An 18410-nucleotide genomic window follows, 5' to 3' on the forward strand; every position below is an offset into this window, starting at 1 on the left:
AATGCAAATTACTCTCCCTTACGCAGGCATCGTTTTACTTGTTGGGCCATCCAACAGCGGAAAAACAACTTTTTTACAACGATTGATCGACGAGCAAACGATTGTTCAATCAGAAGTCGTTAGCTCTGACGACTGTAGAATATTAGTGAGCGACATGGAATATATGGACTGGCGTGATCGACCGAAGCTTGAAGCAGATCAGTTATTCCATCAATATCAACAAATTTCTAAAGAAGCGTTCGCGATGATGGATGCGCTAGTAGAAGCAAGATGCCGTTTAAATAAGCTTACGTTTATTGATGCTACTCACCTTCATCCCGACGACCGAAAAAGATATATCTCAATGGCAAGAAAGCATCATGTACCGATCATTGCCATGATTTTCGATGTGCCACAAGAAATGCTCCTTGAACGAGATAAACAGCGAGACCATCCACGAGGAAAAAGAAGACTAAAACAACAATTTCAAACGTTCAAAAGAGAAAAACGCTTTATGAAAAAAGAAGGCTACAAAGCGACTTATATACTAGATATCAATGACTTGGCTACGTTAGAAATGAAACGAAGTAACAACCCGATCGAAATTGAGCTTCAAGCAGGGATTGATATCATTGGCGATATCCATGGCTGCTTCGATGAAATGATCGCTCTTTTAGAAAGGCTAGGATATAAGCTAAATGAAGCTGGGCTCTATGTGCATCCAAATGGGCGAAAGTTTGTCTCGCTTGGAGATGTCATGAGCCGAGGCCCACGCTCATTGGACACGCTGCTCTTTTTCTTGCGTCATATAAAAGCAGGTCTTGCCTATATGATCGACAGTAACCACGGCTGGAAAATTGCTTGTTGGTTAGATGGACGAAAAGTCACGTTAACTCATGGCGATGAACAAACCGCCGAAGAGTTTGTCCAATTTGAAGAACAATTCGGTCAAGACGAAACAACAAAAATTAAAGCAGAGTTAAAAGAACTACTGCTGCAAGCACCATCTCATTATGTATTTACACAAAATAGCCTTCCTGTCCTCGTTTGTACTCACGCTGGTATTAAGGACAAATATATCGGCAAGCAGTCTCGCCGCATTAATGATTTTTGCCGATATGGAGACACAGATGGAGTAGATGACAACGGCAAGCCGCTACGTAAAGACTGGTTCATTCATCATAACCACTCAACACTGATTGTTTGGGGGCATGATCCGAAGCCGCAACCGTTGATGATCAACAATACAGTGAACATTGACCAAGGAGTCGTCTTTGGCGGTCAACTAACAGCTCTCCGCTTTCCTGAAAAAGAATTCATCGCTATTAAAGCGACAAAAGACTACTCAGGCTCTGCCGATAACCCTTTAAAAGAGTGGGAAAAGAAACGGCTAGATCCACCAAATATCGCGAAGTTCCTAAACGGTTATTCCGTATTAACAAGTGAAGTGGGCGAAATAAAGATTCATCCAGAACGAGTTAAATCGGCGATCGATGCAATCTCCCATTTTACTGTGCCGATTGAACAATTAATCTATGTGCCACCAACGATGAGTCCAACACCGAAAGCCTCTGCTCTGCCTGACTATTTAGAGCATCCGAAAGAAGCAATCGATTACTATCGCAGTCACGGCATCGAAAAAATGGTCGCCGAGAAAAAACATATGGGTAGCCGAGCCGTTTTATTCCTCTTTAAAGATAAAGCTTCTGCTGAAAAATATGTCGGCTCAAAAACAATAGGCACGATCTATACAAAAAGTGGTCGTCGATTCTTTGATTCAGCGATAGAAAAAGAAGTTACGGAAAAAATTTCACAAGAGTTGAACGAAGCCGATTATTTCAATAAGTACAACACTGATTTTGTACTATTGGATGCGGAAATTATGCCTTGGAATTTAAAAGCGAAAGAACTGATTAGCAATCAATACGCGCACGTGGCAGAAAACGCCATTTTAGATCGCACGCACTTGAAAGAAAAATTAGCAGCGGCCAAAGATCATCACCCGCAAATTTCAAACTGGCTCGAACAATATACCGCTAAGCTAGATCATGCTTTAACCTTTAAGAAAGTCTTTCAAACGTATTGTTGGGACACTAACGGTATCGAGCATATTCAAATCGCTCCCTTCCACGTCCTAGCACATAGCAGCGAAACATTTTTCCATAAGCCACACACATGGCATATGGAGAAAAGCCATGAATTCGCACAAGCCTCAACGATCTTCGTCGCAACAGAGTATAAAATGATTGAAGATGGAGCAAGTGAACAAGAAGTTATTCATTGGTGGGAAGACATCACGAAAGACGGTCATGAAGGTATTATTATCAAACCTGAGTCGTTCCTAGCTAAAGAAAAAGGCAAACTATTGCAGCCGGCGATTAAAGTACGCGGCCGTCAGTATTTGAATATCATTTACGGTATGGATTACCTTGAACCTGCCAACCTAGAGCGATTAAAAGAACGCAGTACAGGCAAAAAACAAAAACATGCCCTTTTAGAATTTGCTTTAGGCGTCGAAGCGGTTCAAAGGTTCGTCCGTGGTGAATCGATCGAACGAGTACACGAATGCACACTCGCCATACTAGCTATGGAAGCAGAACCCGTTGACCCAAGATTATAAAAACAACTCAAGCCGACGAAAAGCAAGATCTTTTCGTTGGCTTGAGTTTTTAAGGAAAAACCCTCCCTTATAAAAAAAGATGCCACATTAGCGAATTTCGCTCCCATGGCATCTTTTTACGATTGTTATTTATGAATTTTATTAGGGTCGATCGATACATCACAAGTCGTTTCACATGAATTCTTCAAATCGCAAGCAGCACATTTTCCTTGCTTGCTTCGTTTGACATATTTTAATATCGTCCAAGCGGCATAACCAAAAATGAGGGCGCCGATGATATAGTTGATCATTTTTATTCCCCCTATTTTTTAAGAAAATCCTAACAGCTGACCACCTTGATAGATCACAAACGCTAACAGATAAGCGATAATTAACGCATATACAATTGAAAAGACAGTCCATTTAGCAGAACCAGTTTCTTTGCGAATGATCGCGACGGTCGCTAAGCAAGGAATATACAATAAAATGAAGACCATAAAGCTAAACGCCGATAGTGGTGTGTAGGCTTCAGCCATGAGTCCTTGCAATGATTCTACGGTTGGTACGTGATAAATAATATTCATCGTCGAGACAACGACTTCTTTTGCTAAAAACCCCGTTAATAACGCGGCTCCAGCCTGCCATGTACCAAATCCGAGCGGCTCTAACAATGGAGCGATGACACCACCAATTAATGCTAAAAAGCTATCATCCATTGGGACGTCTAATCCATTTGGTCCCATATACGTTAATAGCCAAATGATGACTGAACCACCAAAAATAAATGTTCCCGCTTTTTTCACGAAGCCCTTTCCTTTATCCCATGTGCTTTTCAACAAGCCTTCTACTTGCGGAACACGATAAGGAGGTAGCTCGATAATGAACACAGAGGCTTCATTTTTCAAAAGGGTCTTGGAAAAAAGTTTAGCTAAAGTAAATGCAACGACAATCCCTAACACATACAAAGAAAGCACGATCAATGCCTGATGCTTGGCAAAGAAGGCTCCGACGAAGAGCGCATAAACAGAAAGCCGAGCAGAACATGACATTAATGGCGTTAGCAAAATTGTTAACAACCGTTCTTTCGGCTGCTCAATCGTACGAGCCGCCATCACGCCCGGCACATTACAGCCAAACCCAATAATCATCGGGATGAATGCCTTCCCGTTTAAGCCGACCGACTCCATAATGCGATCCATCACTAATGCCACCCTCGCCATATAACCGGAGTCTTCTAGCACTGAAATAAAGAAGAACAGGATTAAAATTTGCGGCACAAATACAAGAACGCCTCCGACACCGGCGACAATCCCATCTAATATGAGCGATTGAATAAAAGAAGACGCACCGACTGCAGTTAACATGGACTGTAGCCCTGTCGTCAATGGTCCAGAAATAAAGCCATCTAATGCGTCTGAAAGGGGCATCCCCAGCCAATCAAACGTCAATTTAAACATGAAAAACATCGCCGCTAAAAAAATGGGAATGCCTAAAAAACGATTCGTCACAATAGCATCAATTTTTTCCGTTAGTGGTGTGTGCTTCGCTGCTTCAACCCGTACCGCTTTTTGTAGCACACCGTCGATGAATGCTTTTCTTTTAGCATAAATAAGCTGATGAAGCGTCGTTACTCCTTCTTGTTCACGAGCTTCTGCCAACGTATCCTCCATTATATCGAGCAATGTTGCTTCCGACATATGCTGCTTTAAAAAATCGTACACCGCTTTATTGCCTTCAAACAGTTGAATCGCTAGCCAACGATGTGGAAGGTGAGTGAGCTTCTCCTGCTGTTGAACTAATCCAGAAAAACGGTCAATCCCTTTTTCAATGGCTACACCGTAATATAAACGGAAGGATTGACTCTCGACATCCTGCATTTGTTGAGCGAGCTCCTCACACCCTTTACCTGTTCGAGCAACAACTGGAACCACCTGTACGCCAAGTTCCTTCGCCAATTGTTGTTCGTCAACGATAATTCCCCTGCCTTTTGCGACATCCATCATATTTAAAGCAAGCATCATTGGCTTTTCATACTCTAATAACTGCACCGTTAACTGCAAATTGCGCTCAAGCTGATTGGCATCCACAATATTGAGCACGCTTGTAAATGATTCATTTAAAAGAAAAAACGTGACGACACTTTCATCACGAGATAGCGGGGCTAACGAATAGACCCCAGGTAAATCGATTAAATGACCAGTGCCGTCTTTTAGCACCCCTACTTTTTTCTCAACAGTGACACCACTCCAGTTCCCGACATGTTCATAGGAACCAGTTAAATCATTAAATAAAGAAGTCTTTCCGGTATTTGGATTTCCTAGTAAAGCAATCTCTTTCATTCTTCCTTCACCTGAATCAACGCCGCCTCTTTTTTCCGAATTCCTACGCATTGCCCTGAAGACTCAATCATACACGGACCGCCAAAAGGCATTTGACATTTCAAACAAATTTCTGTTCCTTCGCTAATCCCCATATCCATCAATCTTCTTCGCACCGTCTCTTGTAACGTAGAAAAATCATCAATTACAGCTCGTTGCCCTTTTTTAAGATCTGATATATTCAAAGGACCTCGCCCCCACACTTAAAATAATCTGATATTTGAGAATTGTTATCGATATTATTATACTACTTTATCTGCTGATTTCCTATAACAAACATCTGGACAAAAAGCCAAAAAGGATAGCCACATAGCTACCCTTTTTTCACTTACACTTTAAATTGTACAACTAAATCTTGCAATTCTTGCGCCATGTTCGCTAAAGCTGTCGACGACGCCGAAATCTCTTCCATAGAAGCCAATTGTTCTTCTGTAGCTGCTGAAATATTTTGGGTGTTAGCTGCAGCGGTTTCAGCAATGCTATTCACTGTCACTATCGATTGACTGACATGATGTGTCCCTTCTGATAATTGCTGTACCATTTGAGCGATCTCTTGGATTTGCGCAACCACTTCACTAACGGAGTCTTTGATTTCCTTAAAGGAATGACCTGCTTCTTGCACGACTTGCAAGCCTTCTTCTACTTCCGCCGTTGTTGATTTCATCGATTCAAGCGCCTGTTGGTTGTCATTTTGGATCATTGCAATTAAGCTACTAATTTGTTCCGCTGAATTTGCCGATTGCTCTGCTAACTTCCTCACTTCATCCGCTACTACAGAAAAACCTCGTCCATGCTCTCCTGCTCTCGCCGCTTCAATAGCCGCATTTAAAGCAAGCAAATTCGTCTGTCCCGCAATATCAGTAATAACATCATTAATTTTGCCAATCTCAGTGGAACGTTCATTTAAGCCCGCGACTACATTTGATAGCCCTGAGACATTGTCATTAATCGAGCTCATTTGCTCCGTTACTTTGTGAATGACTCGTTCTCCATTCGTGGAGATTTTCGACGTTTGCTCGACCGTTGCTGAGACGACTTTCGCATTATCAGCCATCTGGTCCGTGTAACTTGCCATTTCTTTAACCACTTGTGTGCTTTCTTCTACATTTCGTACTTGATCATCCGACCCAGCTGCCAAATCTTGAACCGCCATCGAAATGTGTTCACTCGCATCACTACTTTGCTCGGCGCTAGCACTTAATTGTTGAGAAGACGCTGCCACTTGCTGAGACGTTTCGCTCACTTTGCGAATGATCCCTTGTAATTCCTCAATCATATGGTTAAAAGAAAGAGTCAACTCACCCACTTCATCAGCGGATTGATACGATCCTTTTACAGTGAAATCACCTTTCTCTGCTTTCGCCAATAAATCCTTAAGGTTAGAAATTGGCTGAACAATGCTTCTCGAAATGATGATACCGACAGAAATAGCTACAATTAACGAAACTAACATACATGAAATCATAAAAATCGTTGCTCTACTTAACGCTGCTTCATTCTCTTCATTAATCTGCTGAGCCGCTTGTTCATTTAGTGCTTGTAGTTCATCAAGCACTTGATTTACCTGATTTCTTTTTTCTCTAAGCACTTGATTATAAAGAGCGTAGGCTTCCGCATTTTTATTTTGTTCAGCAAGCTCTATCACTTGTTCTCTTACTTCACGTAAGTCACCTCTAAGTGATGAAAATGCATCATAGACCTTCTCTTCTTCAGCGGTTAAATGAGCGTTCTCATAATTTTTATAAACCTGATCGATTTCACTGATGGAATTTTTGATTTCATCCATCAACTCTTGATTACGCTTCGGATCAGTAGTAATCATAAACTCTAATACATAAGCATCTAACGTACGGTTCGCTTCTAACATTGCTGCTAACCATTGAGCAGGCTTCAGGCGATCTTCATACATTACTTTGGTTTTTCCAGCCATATTATTAATGTTTACATAGCCAACTAGCCCAATAATCGCTAGTGATAAAGCACCAATAATGACCAACAAATTCAACTTTCTTGAAATTCTTAAGTTACGGAATAAACTCATATAAACTCCCCTTCGCTTTATACTAGCAGCTTATTTTTTTACAATATTTATATCGACATTTCTCTCCTTATCATTTAGGTTTTTCATTAAAATTCGACAAAATTCGTTTACCCTCAAAAGTTTAATTAAATATCAAAAATTCCTTCCCTAATTGAAAAACGAGCCTTTTATTAAGAGACTCGTTTCTTGACTAGCTTATTTAATTCGACAAAATCCGAGGAGTGACAGGCACCTATTTCGGTACGTGCTTAAAAATCTCACCGCTTTCGAAGAAGTCTACAATCCGAGTGAGCCAGTTGTAGTAGTCAGCCCATTGTTTCATCTCTGCTAGAAGCTCGTTGATTTGTTGCTCAGCTTCTAATGTGAGCGGTTCATTTTCTTTTAGTGCCATGAGTTCTTTTGTTAGTTTTTTCTCGAAAATTTTGTTGCGACTGATTGTTTTGCTCCAATTGGAGGTGAATAGTGAAATGAAGGTTTGATAGTAGTCATTTTCTACGGTGTAGAGATCTTTACGAACCCCTTTTTCAAATATTTTCTCTGCGATATTTAAGTCCACCATTTCTCTCACGACTTGACTCATTCTCGTCTTGCTCATCCCGGTCGCTTCCGACAATTCATTTAAAGTCATCGGCTTGCGGTTCATATAAATAATGCCCAGTACTCGTCCGACGGTAGGAGAAATCCCGTATGTTCTCATATTATCAGCGAGTCGATCTATATAATGCTCCTCAGCTTGTTTTTTAATGATGCTTGCCTTCTCTTCCACTGCGTTTACTCCTTTCAATCGCCATGATTCATACGTCACTTTAACATAATTTCACTGCAAAAGGAATAGATGAAAATGAACGTTATTAAGAGGAATTAAGAGAATTTCAGAGTATTTCGTATTTTTCTCAGCATTATCCAACCACCAAGGTGAAATATATACAATTCATAAACTTTTTATTTTACAAAGTTTACGTTATGATTTTAGTGAGATGTTTGTCGAAACATAAAAAATGATGAATTCATATGGAGGTGTCAGCAATTGCTGAAGTTTGATCAAGTATCAAAAATGTATAAGGGTGGGAAAAAAGCCGTTCATAATTTATCTCTTGAGTTTAAAAAAGGTGAATTTATCGTCTTTATCGGACCGAGTGGTTGTGGGAAAACAACGACGATGAAAATGATTAACCGCCTGATTGAACCTACAGAAGGAAGTATTTATATCAATGGAAAAAATGTATTAGAACAAGATCCTGTACAATTACGAAGGGAAATTGGCTATGTCATTCAACAAATTGGCTTGTTCCCTCACATGACGATTCAGGAAAATATCACCCTCGTGCCTAAACTTTTGAAGTGGCCCATTGAAAAGCGCCGTGAAAGAGCCCTTGAGCTGATCAAGCTCGTCAATATGACCCCTGATTATTTAGAAAGATATCCACATGAATTAAGTGGCGGACAACAACAGCGAATCGGTGTTCTACGTGCGTTAGCGGCTGACCCTGCTTTGATTCTAATGGATGAGCCATTCGGTGCTTTAGATCCAATTACGAGAGATTCCTTACAAGAGGAGTTTAAAAAGCTACAGCAATCGTTAGGAAAAACGATTGTGTTTGTCACCCATGATATGGACGAAGCGATTAAGCTCGCTGATCGAATTGTTATTTTAAAGGATGGGCAATTAGTCCAAGTCGGGACACCAGATGAAATTTTACAGCATCCAGCCAATGAGTTTGTCGAAGAATTTATCGGCAAAGAGCGTTTATTACAAGCGCGCCCGCACATTCAAACTGTTGAACAAATTATGAATCCAAAGCCAATTATGATTCGTGAGGACAAGTCCTTATCCGAAGCAATTCAATTAATGAGGCATCATCGAGTAGACTCCCTTTTAGTCGTCAATAAACACAAGATACTACAAGGATATATCGATATCGAAATCATTGATCAGCATCAAAAGAAAGCAGTTTTAACTAAAGACGTGATGGAAACAGACTTATTAGCGGTGCAAAAAGATGCCCTCGTTCGTGACTCGATTCGCAACATTTTAAAACGCGGCATGAAGTATGTACCTGTTGTCGATCAACACCGCGTACTTGTTGGCATCGTCACTAGAGCGAACCTTGTGGATATTGTATATGACTCGATTTGGGGCATAGAAGAGGATGCAAAACAAATTGTTGGATAGGAGGAGAAATCATGGACGAAATCATCCAGTTTTTAACTACAAATGGCAGTGAATTGGCCATCAAAACGTGGGAGCACTTTTATATTTCTCTTATTGCTGTTCTTCTTGGGATATTTGTCGCTGTCCCGCTTGGCATCGTATTAACGCGCACGAAAAAAGTAGCGAACGTTGTGATGGGAATCGCCGGTGTCATTCAAACGTTCCCAAGCTTGGCAATTTTAGCTTTCTTTATTCCGATTTTAGGTGTTGGAAAAGTGCCTGCCATTATCGCATTATTTTTCTATTCTGTTTTACCAATTTTACGAAATACATATACCGGTGTAAAAGAAGTAAAGAAAAGCTTAGTCGAATCGGCCATTGGCATGGGGATGACAAACTGGGAACGGATTCGGTATGTAGAAGTGCCACTTGCGACCCCCGTCATTATGTCCGGCATTCGTTTATCGACTGTTTATTTAATCGGCTGGGCAACCCTCGCCTCTTTTATCGGAGCAGGCGGACTTGGAGATTACATTTTCAGTGGGTTAAATTTATATCAAACCTCGTATATTGTTGCTGGAGCGATTCCTGCAACGCTCATGGCACTTGTCGTTGATTTATTATTAGGCCGTCTCGAAGTCATCGTCACACCGAAAGGCATTCGAACGCTAAAAGAAGCAGCTTAAAAAGGAGAGAATGGAAGTGAATCATCCAAAAAAAATCATCCTACCCTTTGCGCTCATCCTCTCACTGATCATCAGCGGGTGTTCGTTACCTGGATTGAGTGCATCGGCGAAGGACACAATTAAAATTGGCACATTAAATGTAACAGAATCACAAATTATTGGACAGATGCTACGTTTATTAATTGAGCATGACACTGATTTAGAAGTAGAAATGGTAAATAACTTAGGTTCCTCGATCGTTCAACATAAAGCAATGGTCAATGGCGATGTTGACATTACCGCTACTCGTTACACTGGAACCGACCTCGCTGGCGCACTCGGACAAGATCCAGAGAAAGACCCGAAGAAAGCGTTAGCGATCGTACAAAAGGAATTCACTCAGCAGTTTGACCAAACATGGTTTGACTCTTACGGATTTGCCAACTCCTATGCATTTACTGTAACAAATGACTTAGCGAAAAAACATCAGTTAGAAACTGTATCTGATTTAGAGCCTCTGATTTCCGAATTAAAGCTTGGAGTCGATAACTCCTGGTTAAAGCGAAAAGGAGATGGATATGAAGGCTTTGTAAAAGAATACGGCTTTGAATTTGGCCAAACATATCCGATGCAGCTCGGCTTAGTATATCAAGCAGTAGCAAGCGGAAAAATGGACGTCGTTTTAGCTTATACAACGGATGGACGCATTCAAGCCTTTAATTTAAAAGTGTTAGAAGATGACCATCGCTTCTTTCCACCATACGACGCCTCCCCTGTTGCATCAAATAAAGTGTTAAAGCAGCATCCCGAACTAAAAGCAAGCATTGAGAAATTAATGGGGCAAATTAGTACAGAGCAAATGCAACAGATGAATTACGAGGTTGACGCCAAGTTGAAAGAACCCTCTGTCGTTGCGAAAGAGTTTTTAGAAGAACATCATTATTTTAAAGAACAGAAATGAGGTGATTGCTTGAATACAATGCAAGATATTTGGACCTACTATGCACAAAATAGCTCCTACGTATGGGAGGAATTTTACCGACATTTTCTCATGTCCGCTTACGGCGTTTTCTTTGCGGCGATTGTCGCCATTCCGCTCGGGATTTTGATTGCCCGTCACCACAAGTTAAGTAAATGGGTGCTATCTCTCGCTAACATTATTCAAACGATCCCGTCGTTAGCAATGCTTGCCGTGTTAATGCTCGCTTTCGGACTTGGGACGAATACAGTGATTATCGCTCTCTTCCTTTATTCTCTCCTGCCGATTTTAAAAAATACGTACACTGGCATTCGCCAAGTCGATCATGCCCTTTTAGAATCAGGAAAAGCCGTTGGTATGACAAAATGGCAATTATTACGTATGGTTGAGCTACCACTAGCCCTCTCCGTTATCATGGCTGGATTACGCACTGCGTTAGTCATCGCCATCGGAATTACGACGATCGGCACATTTGTCGGGGCAGGTGGTCTTGGTGACATCATCGTCCGCGGAACAAATGCTATGGACGGAACAGCTATTATCTTAGCCGGAGCAATTCCAACTGCCCTCATGGCTGTCATCGCCGACTTCATCATGGGCTGGGTCGAACACAAACTCTCCCCTGCCAACAAACAAAAGAAAAAACTGCAAGAATTGGCGACATAATTCGGGGAGTGACAGGCACCATCTTGGACATAGTAATCATGAGGTGACGGTCTATGAAAAAGAAATTGGTTGCCTGTTTTTTGACGGTAATGTTGATTGCGTTTTCGGCTAGTGCTCAGGAAGCTCGTTTAGTTGAAATATTTAATATTGAGCAGGGAAAAGTCAGCCAAACCATTCCAAGCAGTACCTCTATTCAAAAGGAAGCAGCTAGTTATTTAGCTAATATAACGGATATTTATCGGAAAGTATCGCCAATTCCGAAAGAAGGAACGATGGTAAAGATCCCTTTATCACCTGAGGTTCAAGTGAAAAACCGCTGGGTCGACACGAAAGTAAACGAGGTCATCGTCGTCATCGGCAAAGAAGAAGAACCGTTTCTCATCATCTTTGATGACAAAAACAAGATCCACCTCTTTACTTTTAAAGGGGATGTAAAAAAATTATTATCACAACTCAAAAAATAAAAGCCTGGCATCATCCCAGGCTTTTTTATTGTTGTGCGGTCACTGTCGTCAACTGTAAGTTCAAGCACTTTGTGTTTTATACTTTAAATTTAATCACTAAGTCTTGGAGTTGCTCGGCCATTTTGGCTAGAGCTGTTGAGGAAGTAGAGACCTCTTCCATTGATGCTAGTTGTTCTTCTGTTGCGGCCGAAATAGTTTGGGTGCTAGCGGCTGCGTTTTCAGCCGTTTCATTGACTGATGAAATCGCTTGACTTACCGCTGATGTCCCTTCTGACAATTGCTTCACAGTCAAAGCGATATGTTCAATTTGAGCAACGACTTCCTTAACAGAATCTTTAATTTGCTTAAAGGAATCTCCTGCCTCTCGAACAATTTGCAGCCCTTCTTCTACTTCATGTGTCGTTGATTTCATCGACTCAAGCGCTTGATCATTATCGCTATGTATGATGTGGATCAATTGACTGATTTGTTCCGCTGAGCTTGCAGACTGTTCAGCTAATTTCCTCACCTCATCGGCAACGACCGAAAAACCTCGCCCTTGTTCTCCTGCTCTTGCTGCTTCAATCGCTGCATTTAAAGCGAGTAAATTCGTTTGTGCCGCAATATCGGTAATTACATCATTCATTTTTCCGATCTCATTTGATCGTTCATTTAAACCAGCTACTACGTTTGATAACCCCTGAACATTTGCATTGATCGTACCCATTTGTTCGGTCACTTTTTGAACGGCTTCTTCTCCCTCTCTCGACTTGTCAGCTGTTTCGTAAACGGTTTCAGAAGCGATTTTAGCATTTTCAGCGATTTGTTCCGTGTAATTGACCATTCCCTTCATCACTTGTGTACTTTCTGCGATACTATGCACTTGATCGTCAGCTCCAGCTGCTAACTCTTGAATCGAAGTGGAAATATGTTCACTTGCTTGACTACTTTGTTGGGCACTAGCGCTCAGCTCTTCAGAGGAAGCGGCGACTTGCTGAGAAGTTTCGCTCATTTTTCGGATCACTCGATGCAAGCCTTTAATCATATCATTAAAGGACGTCGTCAGATCACCAACCTCATCTTTCGACTGATACTTCCCTTTTACAGTGAAATCACCTTTTTCTGCTTGTGCTAATAACCTCTTAATATCGTTAATAGGGTTAACAATACCTCTCGAAATGATCATGCCGATCGAAATCGATAAAATAAGGGATGCTAAAATAGTTGAAATCATTAAAATCGTTGCTTTATTTAAAGCTTCATTATTCTGTTCATTAATTTTTTTCGTCTCTTTTTCATTCAGTAGTTTGAGTTCATCTAAATATTGATTAATGTTATCTCGTCTTTCTTTTATTTGTTGATTATACTGCTTATAAGCTTCTGCGTTTTTATTTTGCTTAGCAGGACCAACGACCAAGGGTGTGACATCACGCAGTTCCTTTAAACTGCTTGTATAGGCTTGAAGCACCTTTTTTTCTTGCGGCGTTAAATGGCTGTTTTCAAGCTTTTGAATGGTTTGATTGATTTCGTTTACTATTTTGCCCATCCTACTCATTATTTCTTGCTTCTGTTTTAGATCGGTCGTAAGCATTAACTCCAATAAACTAGCATCCATCATTGTACTGTTTCTCAAAATCACACCTATCCACTCGGCAGGCTTCACCCGATCTTCATACATCGCATTAGATTTTTCAGCTGTACTCTTAACATAGGAATAACCAACTGAGCCAATACCAACTAACGATAGTACACTAACCATTATTAATATGTGCAACTTTCTTGAAATAGTTAAATTACGAAAAATATTCATATCATTGCTTCCTCTCCTTTCAGCAGTATCAATCGTAAGTGAAGGTATCTACACCTCCACAGTCAGTTATATTAATGATTTTTAACTTCGAAAATAAAACAACACATACCACTGAAATATTATTTCTACTATATATCGGCTTGTAAGTGGATTTTATTTACCTTTTTATCTATTTTTTGAATAAAAGTACGTAATTGGACAAAATCCAAGGAGTGACAGGCACTTTCTCAAAAAATTATTATCACAACTCAAAAAAATAAAAGCCTGGCATCTTCCCAGGCTTTTTATTGTTGTGCGGTCACTGCCGTCAACTGTTGTAATTGTGTAGAGAAAGAATGAAATGCTTCTTCATTTCTCTGATCTAATGCTTCATTAATTTTGTATTGTAAGTAATTCAATCTCAACTCAAGATCCTCTTTTGAATAAAGAAAGCCTTTCATATATAAATTCTCTAAATCCTCAATATTTATGTAGAAAAAATCTTCATTATTTCTTCCAACAAGGAAATACCAACCTAACACATCGACATGCCTTTTATCACTTGTGATGGTTAAGCAATCCTTCTGACGAAATTCAATTGTCCGACAATGAGATTGATCTGGACAAAAGCAGTCGACTTGATGCTCATATGGTCGAACAAAGACAAACTGACTAGCCATCACTTTCACCTTCTCTTCATTGAAAAATTATATGAGCGGGACCGAAAAAAATTATACACATAAGGGATGTTTGTGTTTGCATCATGTATCATTTTAAGAGGGGGGTATCGGTCCCACTCAATGTAAATTAAGCACACCCTTACTATAAATGATATTGATTATCATCGTCAATTATATTTTTAAAAAAATGATAGGAAATGTCTGTCATCTTCGTATTAATAAGTGAAAATGTTTTTAGAAAGGCGGTCACTTCCTCCGCTCGGAACACTCCAAACGGGGTTTTTGCTTAGTTGATACTTACTTTTGCTGAATCCAGACTCGCTTTTGATAACTCACATTTCTTTTTTACTGAATGCGCCCCCACTTTTACTGACTCTCAACCACGTTTTACTGAATTCACCTTTTTTTTAAATGAATACCCCCAAAGAAAAAACCTCCTGAACCAAATCAGAAGGTTAAAATTGCAACGCCATATAGCTAAGTGTCCCTAAGTCATAGTCGCGGAATAACACTTTCGGCTCACTTGCGTTGCCTGCACCTAAAGCGATGAAAAACGGCACAAAGTGTTCTTCTCTCGGAACGGCTTTATTAGCAAATGGTGCTAGCTGCTTATATTGAATTAAATTAGCGATTTTACCAGCGTCAAGCTGTTCTAACAACCAGTCGTCAAACTGCACTGCCCAGTCTTCCGGTGTTTTTTGTCCCCAGTTCAACAAGCGTAAATTATGAACGGTTACGCCGCTACCAATCACTAAAATATCTTCCGCACCAAGCCCTTTGACCGCTTCGCCAATTCGAATTTGCTCCTCCGGCGGTAAAAATGGGTGAACCGATACTTGTACCACTGGAACATCAGCGTTCGGAAATAAATGAGTTAATAACGTCCAAGTTCCGTGGTCTAACCCACGCTTCGTATCCAATTGTGATTCAATCGCATGTACTTGGAAACGTTCCTGTAACTGCTTAGCGACAACTTTTGATCCTTTCGCTGGATACGTCATTTCATAAAGAGCTGGTGGAAACCCACCAAAATCATAAATCGTTTCAAATTCATCATCACGAGACGAAATTTGCATGACAGCACTTTCCCAATGAGCGGTAAATAACACGATCGCTTTCGGCTTCAAGCTCTCCCCTAACTTTCTTAAAAATCGAGTATAGTCTGTATCTTCTATTGCAATCATCGGTGATCCATGTGGCAAAAATAATGATGGCATCATCGTAATCCCCCCAAAAAGTTTTCTTATATGAATATTTTTTCACCTATAGGATAACAATTCGAACCATAGCCTGTCAACAATTTGTTTGCTATAATAAAAATAAGTTTTCTTAAAAGAAACTTTTAGGAGTGAGTAACATGGATATTGGATCAAAAATTCGGGCTGTTCGTAAAAAAAAGCAAATGACGATTGCCCAAATGTGTGAAGCAACTGGTCTTTCTAAAGGATTTATTAGCAATATCGAAAACAATCATACGTCCCCTTCAATTAGCACCTTACAAACGATTGCTGGCGTATTGGACGTTCCTTTAGCCTATTTTTTTCTGGAGAAAAAACAGCATATGCGCGTCATTCGAAAAGAGGAAAGAAATCAAACGATACTTAAAGAAGAAAACCTACTAGTCGAGCATATTAATTTCACCCGTGGATTACGGATGGTGCAAGTCGAACTTCCACCCGGAGGATCTAACGGTGAAGGCCACGCTCATGAAGGCGAAGAAATTCACCTCATTCTAAAAGGAACTGTTCTTGCCGAGCAAGGGGAAGATTCCTTCACTTTACAAGCAGGCGACTCCTTCAGCTGGAATGCGAGCGTCCCCCACTTCGTCAAAAACATCGGCGATACACCAGCCATCATCCTCATGACCGTCACAACAGATACGCACAAACAAGCAGAAGATATCTTTTAACAAATAAACGCATCGAAGGAATAAACCCTCGATGCGTTCATGTAAAACATCACATAAAGCCTAGTCTAGTGTTTCCGTATGTGCTGAATGGCTGCTTTTAATCTTGTCACACCTTCTTGAATATCATTTACCTCAGCACGGCCGAAAGTCAGACGGATATAGCCTTTGTCTGATCCCATTAAATGTCCTGGCACAAAGGCTACTCCATGACGAACGGCTTCCTCTAATAATTTATTTTCATTTATGGCTACATTTAATTTTCCCCAAAGGTGAATTCCCCCATCTGGCACTAGGAAGTCTATTTCTTCATCTAAATAGCGCTCAAGCCCTTGAACTAATAAATCCCTTTTTAACTGAAGCCGATTTCTTAAAGATTCAATATGAGACGAGAAGCTGCTTGACGTTAAAAAATGATTCGCCACCCATTGAGGAAAAACACTATGTCCAAAGTCCACTTGCTGTTTCGCATCAGCCAATCTCTCAATAACTGTATCCGGTCCAATCACCCAGCCAATCCGTAATCCAGAAGCCACTATTTTTGTTAAAGAACTTATGTACAAAACATTTCCACTCGGATCTAATGACTTTAATGTCGGATTCACCTCTCCTGAAAAAGACGTCAAACTATAAGGATCATCTTCAATAATCGGAATGCCGTACAAAGACGATAACTCTATTATTTTTTTCCTCCGTTCTAGATGAAGAGTCGTTCCAGTAGGGTTTTGAAAGTCAGGGTTTAAAAACACCATTCGAATACGATGCTTCTGATAAAGGGAGACAATATCATCCGGATTCACTCCATGTTGATCTATAGGCAAAAGAAACGTTCGCAAGCCCGCAGACTGAAACAACGGTAAGGAATAACAATAGGAAGGATCCTCTATTGCCACTGCATCCCCCGGTTTCAACAAGCACTGAACAATTAAATGCAGTGCTTGTTGAGCCCCAGAAGTAATTAAAATGGACGACGTACTAGCTTCAATATTTTTATACTTCTTCACATGAGCAGCAATTGTTTCTCGCAATGACAAATTACCTTGGGGATGGTCATAACCTAAATACCCATCAAACCATTTCTCAGATAAAATGGACTGAAGATCAGAAGTAGGAAATAAATCTGAAGACAATTCACCTGTTGCGAAATTAACTATTTCTGATTCCAGTGTTTCTTTTCGCAAACGTTGCGTTAATGGTGAATTCGCTAAAAAAGAACCGTACTCCACGTACCGGTTCCAATTGGGGGTACGCTTGCGAGATAACCCCCATATGTCGCTACTTACTCGCGTACCACTACCTTCTTTTCTCGTAATGATCCCTGATGAACGTAACTCTTCATAAGCAGCAATAACCGTGCTACGATTCACCTTCAACTCCTTTGCCAACATTCTTTCAGAAGGCAATTTACTTCCTGCTGGATACTCCCCTACTGAAATTTTATGCTCAATAAACTCAGCAATTTGTCGGTAAATTGCCTTCCCTTGATCTGAACTTGGCTTCCATTCCATTAAAGACACCCCTTCAAACAATTACAAAAAAATATACAGCCCAACACCAATTGATAAGATGACAGTCAAAGCGAGATAAATTAATGACAATCTAGTTAAATTCCCCTTTGTTGCCTTACTGTAATTCTCGTCTCCTTTACTAGCCACAACAATAGTACCAATAGCCCCTGCAAGCATGACAGCCACAACTACAATTAATGAAATATACATCGCTTTCTCCTTTATTATAGATACTCTTTTTTCTATAATAAAATATTTAAGAAAAAACGGACCATCCACTTTCTTGAATTTTCGACCCTCCACTTTTTATGTTATCACTTTAAATTATTAAAGTGATAACATAAAAAAGCAGACTCACCATTGGAGTCTGCTTTTTGTGTTTTAGGCTCTGTTCACATTTGTAGCTTGTGGTCCACGTTGACCATTTTCGATGTCAAATGTTACTTCTTCCCCTTCGTTCAACGACTTGTATCCTTCTCCTTGAATCGCTGAGAAGTGAACAAATACATCTTCGCCACCTTCGCGCTCGATGAAACCGAAGCCTTTTTCACTGTTAAACCATTTTACTTTCCCACGTTCCATTGCTTTGTTGCCTCCTAATATCATTCACGAAATTGCAATTTTA

Annotated in this window: 18 protein-coding genes and 2 pseudogenes; 7 read left to right on the top strand and 13 right to left on the bottom strand. The window is 40.3% G+C overall.

All coding sequences use genetic code 11. From position 1 onward, the window contains the following. Position 1: 1 nt before the first annotated feature. Complete coding sequence (locus CEF22_RS15165) at positions 2-2599, top strand: polynucleotide kinase-phosphatase (protein WP_100403520.1); 2598 nt, start codon at positions 2-4, stop codon at positions 2597-2599. 125 nt (positions 2600-2724) lie between these two features. Here CEF22_RS15165 and CEF22_RS15170 read toward each other — a convergent pair whose 3' ends face one another. From CEF22_RS15170 to CEF22_RS15190, 6 genes and pseudogenes are all read right to left on the bottom strand, one after another. Beyond that, positions 2725-2889 (bottom strand): FeoB-associated Cys-rich membrane protein, encoded by a 165-nt coding sequence (locus CEF22_RS15170; protein WP_095479456.1) that lies wholly within the window; start codon positions 2887-2889, stop codon positions 2725-2727. 18 nt (positions 2890-2907) lie between these two features. Then, positions 2908-4917, bottom strand: a complete 2010-nt coding sequence (feoB, locus tag CEF22_RS15175; protein WP_100403521.1) for a ferrous iron transport protein B — start codon at positions 4915-4917, stop codon at positions 2908-2910. Next, a complete protein-coding gene (locus CEF22_RS15180) occupies positions 4914-5141 on the bottom strand; it encodes a FeoA family protein (RefSeq protein ID WP_094834564.1) in 228 nt (75 codons plus the stop codon). Before CEF22_RS15180 ends, feoB begins: the two co-directional genes overlap by 4 nt. A gap of 143 nt (positions 5142-5284) precedes the next feature. Next, positions 5285-6232, bottom strand: a complete 948-nt coding sequence (locus tag CEF22_RS19150) for a methyl-accepting chemotaxis protein (RefSeq protein ID WP_442857410.1) — start codon at positions 6230-6232, stop codon at positions 5285-5287. Further along, positions 6227-6997, bottom strand: a pseudogene (locus CEF22_RS19155) (MCP four helix bundle domain-containing protein); the annotation flags it as partial. The gene CEF22_RS19150 and the pseudogene CEF22_RS19155, both read right to left, overlap by 6 nt. Before the next feature lie 232 nt (positions 6998-7229). After that, on the bottom strand, positions 7230-7763 hold the full coding sequence (locus CEF22_RS15190; RefSeq protein WP_100403523.1) for a GbsR/MarR family transcriptional regulator: 534 nt from the start codon (positions 7761-7763) through the stop codon (positions 7230-7232). Between the two features lie 261 nt (positions 7764-8024). Between CEF22_RS15190 and CEF22_RS15195 the strand changes: the two genes are divergently transcribed. The 5 genes from CEF22_RS15195 to CEF22_RS15215 are packed head-to-tail and all read left to right on the top strand — an operon-like array spanning position 8025 to position 11923. Beyond that, positions 8025-9170 (top strand): betaine/proline/choline family ABC transporter ATP-binding protein, encoded by a 1146-nt coding sequence (locus tag CEF22_RS15195; RefSeq protein WP_100403524.1) that lies wholly within the window; start codon positions 8025-8027, stop codon positions 9168-9170. Positions 9171-9181: 11 nt separating this feature from the next. Beyond that, the gene (locus CEF22_RS15200) at positions 9182-9835 is read left to right on the top strand and encodes an ABC transporter permease (RefSeq protein WP_100403525.1); all 654 of its coding nucleotides are present in this window, start codon (positions 9182-9184) and stop codon (positions 9833-9835) included. Between the two features lie 16 nt (positions 9836-9851). After that, positions 9852-10775 (top strand): osmoprotectant ABC transporter substrate-binding protein, encoded by a 924-nt coding sequence (locus tag CEF22_RS15205; RefSeq protein ID WP_442857375.1) that lies wholly within the window; start codon positions 9852-9854, stop codon positions 10773-10775. An 18-nt stretch (positions 10776-10793) separates the two neighbouring features. Then, positions 10794-11459 (top strand): ABC transporter permease, encoded by a 666-nt coding sequence (locus CEF22_RS15210; protein ID WP_442857411.1) that lies wholly within the window; start codon positions 10794-10796, stop codon positions 11457-11459. 53 nt (positions 11460-11512) lie between these two features. Beyond that, the gene (locus CEF22_RS15215; RefSeq protein WP_100403528.1) at positions 11513-11923 is read left to right on the top strand and encodes a hypothetical protein; all 411 of its coding nucleotides are present in this window, start codon (positions 11513-11515) and stop codon (positions 11921-11923) included. Positions 11924-11999: 76 nt separating this feature from the next. On the opposite strand, the gene CEF22_RS19160 is transcribed toward CEF22_RS15215, so the two are convergent. The 4 genes and pseudogenes from CEF22_RS19160 to CEF22_RS15230 form a co-directional block, all read right to left on the bottom strand. Next, a complete protein-coding gene (locus CEF22_RS19160; RefSeq protein WP_442857412.1) occupies positions 12000-12947 on the bottom strand; it encodes a methyl-accepting chemotaxis protein in 948 nt (315 codons plus the stop codon). Next, positions 12942-13712, bottom strand: a pseudogene (locus CEF22_RS19165) (MCP four helix bundle domain-containing protein); the annotation flags it as partial. The pseudogene CEF22_RS19165 and the gene CEF22_RS19160, both read right to left, overlap by 6 nt. A 284-nt stretch (positions 13713-13996) precedes the next feature. Further along, the gene (locus CEF22_RS15225; protein ID WP_100403530.1) at positions 13997-14371 is read right to left on the bottom strand and encodes an IDEAL domain-containing protein; all 375 of its coding nucleotides are present in this window, start codon (positions 14369-14371) and stop codon (positions 13997-13999) included. A gap of 455 nt (positions 14372-14826) precedes the next feature. Then, on the bottom strand, positions 14827-15591 hold the full coding sequence (locus tag CEF22_RS15230; protein WP_100403531.1) for a DODA-type extradiol aromatic ring-opening family dioxygenase: 765 nt from the start codon (positions 15589-15591) through the stop codon (positions 14827-14829). 137 nt (positions 15592-15728) lie between these two features. On the opposite strand from CEF22_RS15230, the gene CEF22_RS15235 reads away from it, so the two are divergent. After that, on the top strand, positions 15729-16280 hold the full coding sequence (locus CEF22_RS15235) for a cupin domain-containing protein (RefSeq protein ID WP_100403532.1): 552 nt from the start codon (positions 15729-15731) through the stop codon (positions 16278-16280). A 65-nt stretch (positions 16281-16345) separates the two neighbouring features. Here CEF22_RS15235 and pdxR read toward each other — a convergent pair whose 3' ends face one another. From pdxR to CEF22_RS15250, 3 genes are all read right to left on the bottom strand, one after another. Further along, positions 16346-17785: a MocR-like pyridoxine biosynthesis transcription factor PdxR gene (gene pdxR / locus CEF22_RS15240; protein ID WP_100403533.1), complete on the bottom strand. Its 1440-nt coding sequence runs from the start codon at positions 17783-17785 to the stop codon at positions 16346-16348. 21 nt (positions 17786-17806) lie between these two features. After that, on the bottom strand, positions 17807-17995 hold the full coding sequence (locus CEF22_RS15245; protein ID WP_095480863.1) for a hypothetical protein: 189 nt from the start codon (positions 17993-17995) through the stop codon (positions 17807-17809). A gap of 171 nt (positions 17996-18166) precedes the next feature. Next, the gene (locus CEF22_RS15250) at positions 18167-18367 is read right to left on the bottom strand and encodes a cold-shock protein (RefSeq protein ID WP_094834552.1); all 201 of its coding nucleotides are present in this window, start codon (positions 18365-18367) and stop codon (positions 18167-18169) included. Between the last annotated feature and the right edge of the window lie 43 nt (positions 18368-18410).

This window comes from Bacillus sp. FJAT-42315 (genome assembly GCF_002797375.1).
In the GTDB taxonomy this organism is placed as follows: Bacteria; Bacillota; Bacilli; order Bacillales; family Domibacillaceae; genus Bacillus_CE.

Excerpts from the sequence above, each read along its gene's own strand:
- feoB (WP_100403521.1), bottom strand. The coding sequence starts at position 4,917 with ATGAAAGAGATTGCTTTACTAGGAAATCCAAATACCGGAAAGACTTCT.
- CEF22_RS15165 (WP_100403520.1), top strand. The coding sequence starts at position 2 with ATGCAAATTACTCTCCCTTACGCAGGCATCGTTTTACTTGTTGGGCCA.
- CEF22_RS15225 (WP_100403530.1), bottom strand. The coding sequence starts at position 14,371 with ATGGCTAGTCAGTTTGTCTTTGTTCGACCATATGAGCATCAAGTCGAC.
- CEF22_RS19150 (WP_442857410.1), bottom strand. The coding sequence starts at position 6,232 with ATGATTGAGGAATTACAAGGGATCATTCGCAAAGTGAGCGAAACGTCT.
- CEF22_RS15245 (WP_095480863.1), bottom strand. The coding sequence starts at position 17,995 with ATGTATATTTCATTAATTGTAGTTGTGGCTGTCATGCTTGCAGGGGCT.
- CEF22_RS15215 (WP_100403528.1), top strand. The coding sequence starts at position 11,513 with ATGAAAAAGAAATTGGTTGCCTGTTTTTTGACGGTAATGTTGATTGCG.
- CEF22_RS15250 (WP_094834552.1), bottom strand. The coding sequence starts at position 18,367 with ATGGAACGTGGGAAAGTAAAATGGTTTAACAGTGAAAAAGGCTTCGGT.
- pdxR (WP_100403533.1), bottom strand. The coding sequence starts at position 17,785 with ATGGAATGGAAGCCAAGTTCAGATCAAGGGAAGGCAATTTACCGACAA.
- CEF22_RS15235 (WP_100403532.1), top strand. The coding sequence starts at position 15,729 with ATGGATATTGGATCAAAAATTCGGGCTGTTCGTAAAAAAAAGCAAATG.
- CEF22_RS15210 (WP_442857411.1), top strand. The coding sequence starts at position 10,794 with ATGCAAGATATTTGGACCTACTATGCACAAAATAGCTCCTACGTATGG.
- CEF22_RS15170 (WP_095479456.1), bottom strand. The coding sequence starts at position 2,889 with ATGATCAACTATATCATCGGCGCCCTCATTTTTGGTTATGCCGCTTGG.
- CEF22_RS15230 (WP_100403531.1), bottom strand. The coding sequence starts at position 15,591 with ATGATGCCATCATTATTTTTGCCACATGGATCACCGATGATTGCAATA.
- CEF22_RS19160 (WP_442857412.1), bottom strand. The coding sequence starts at position 12,947 with ATGATTAAAGGCTTGCATCGAGTGATCCGAAAAATGAGCGAAACTTCT.
- CEF22_RS15200 (WP_100403525.1), top strand. The coding sequence starts at position 9,182 with ATGGACGAAATCATCCAGTTTTTAACTACAAATGGCAGTGAATTGGCC.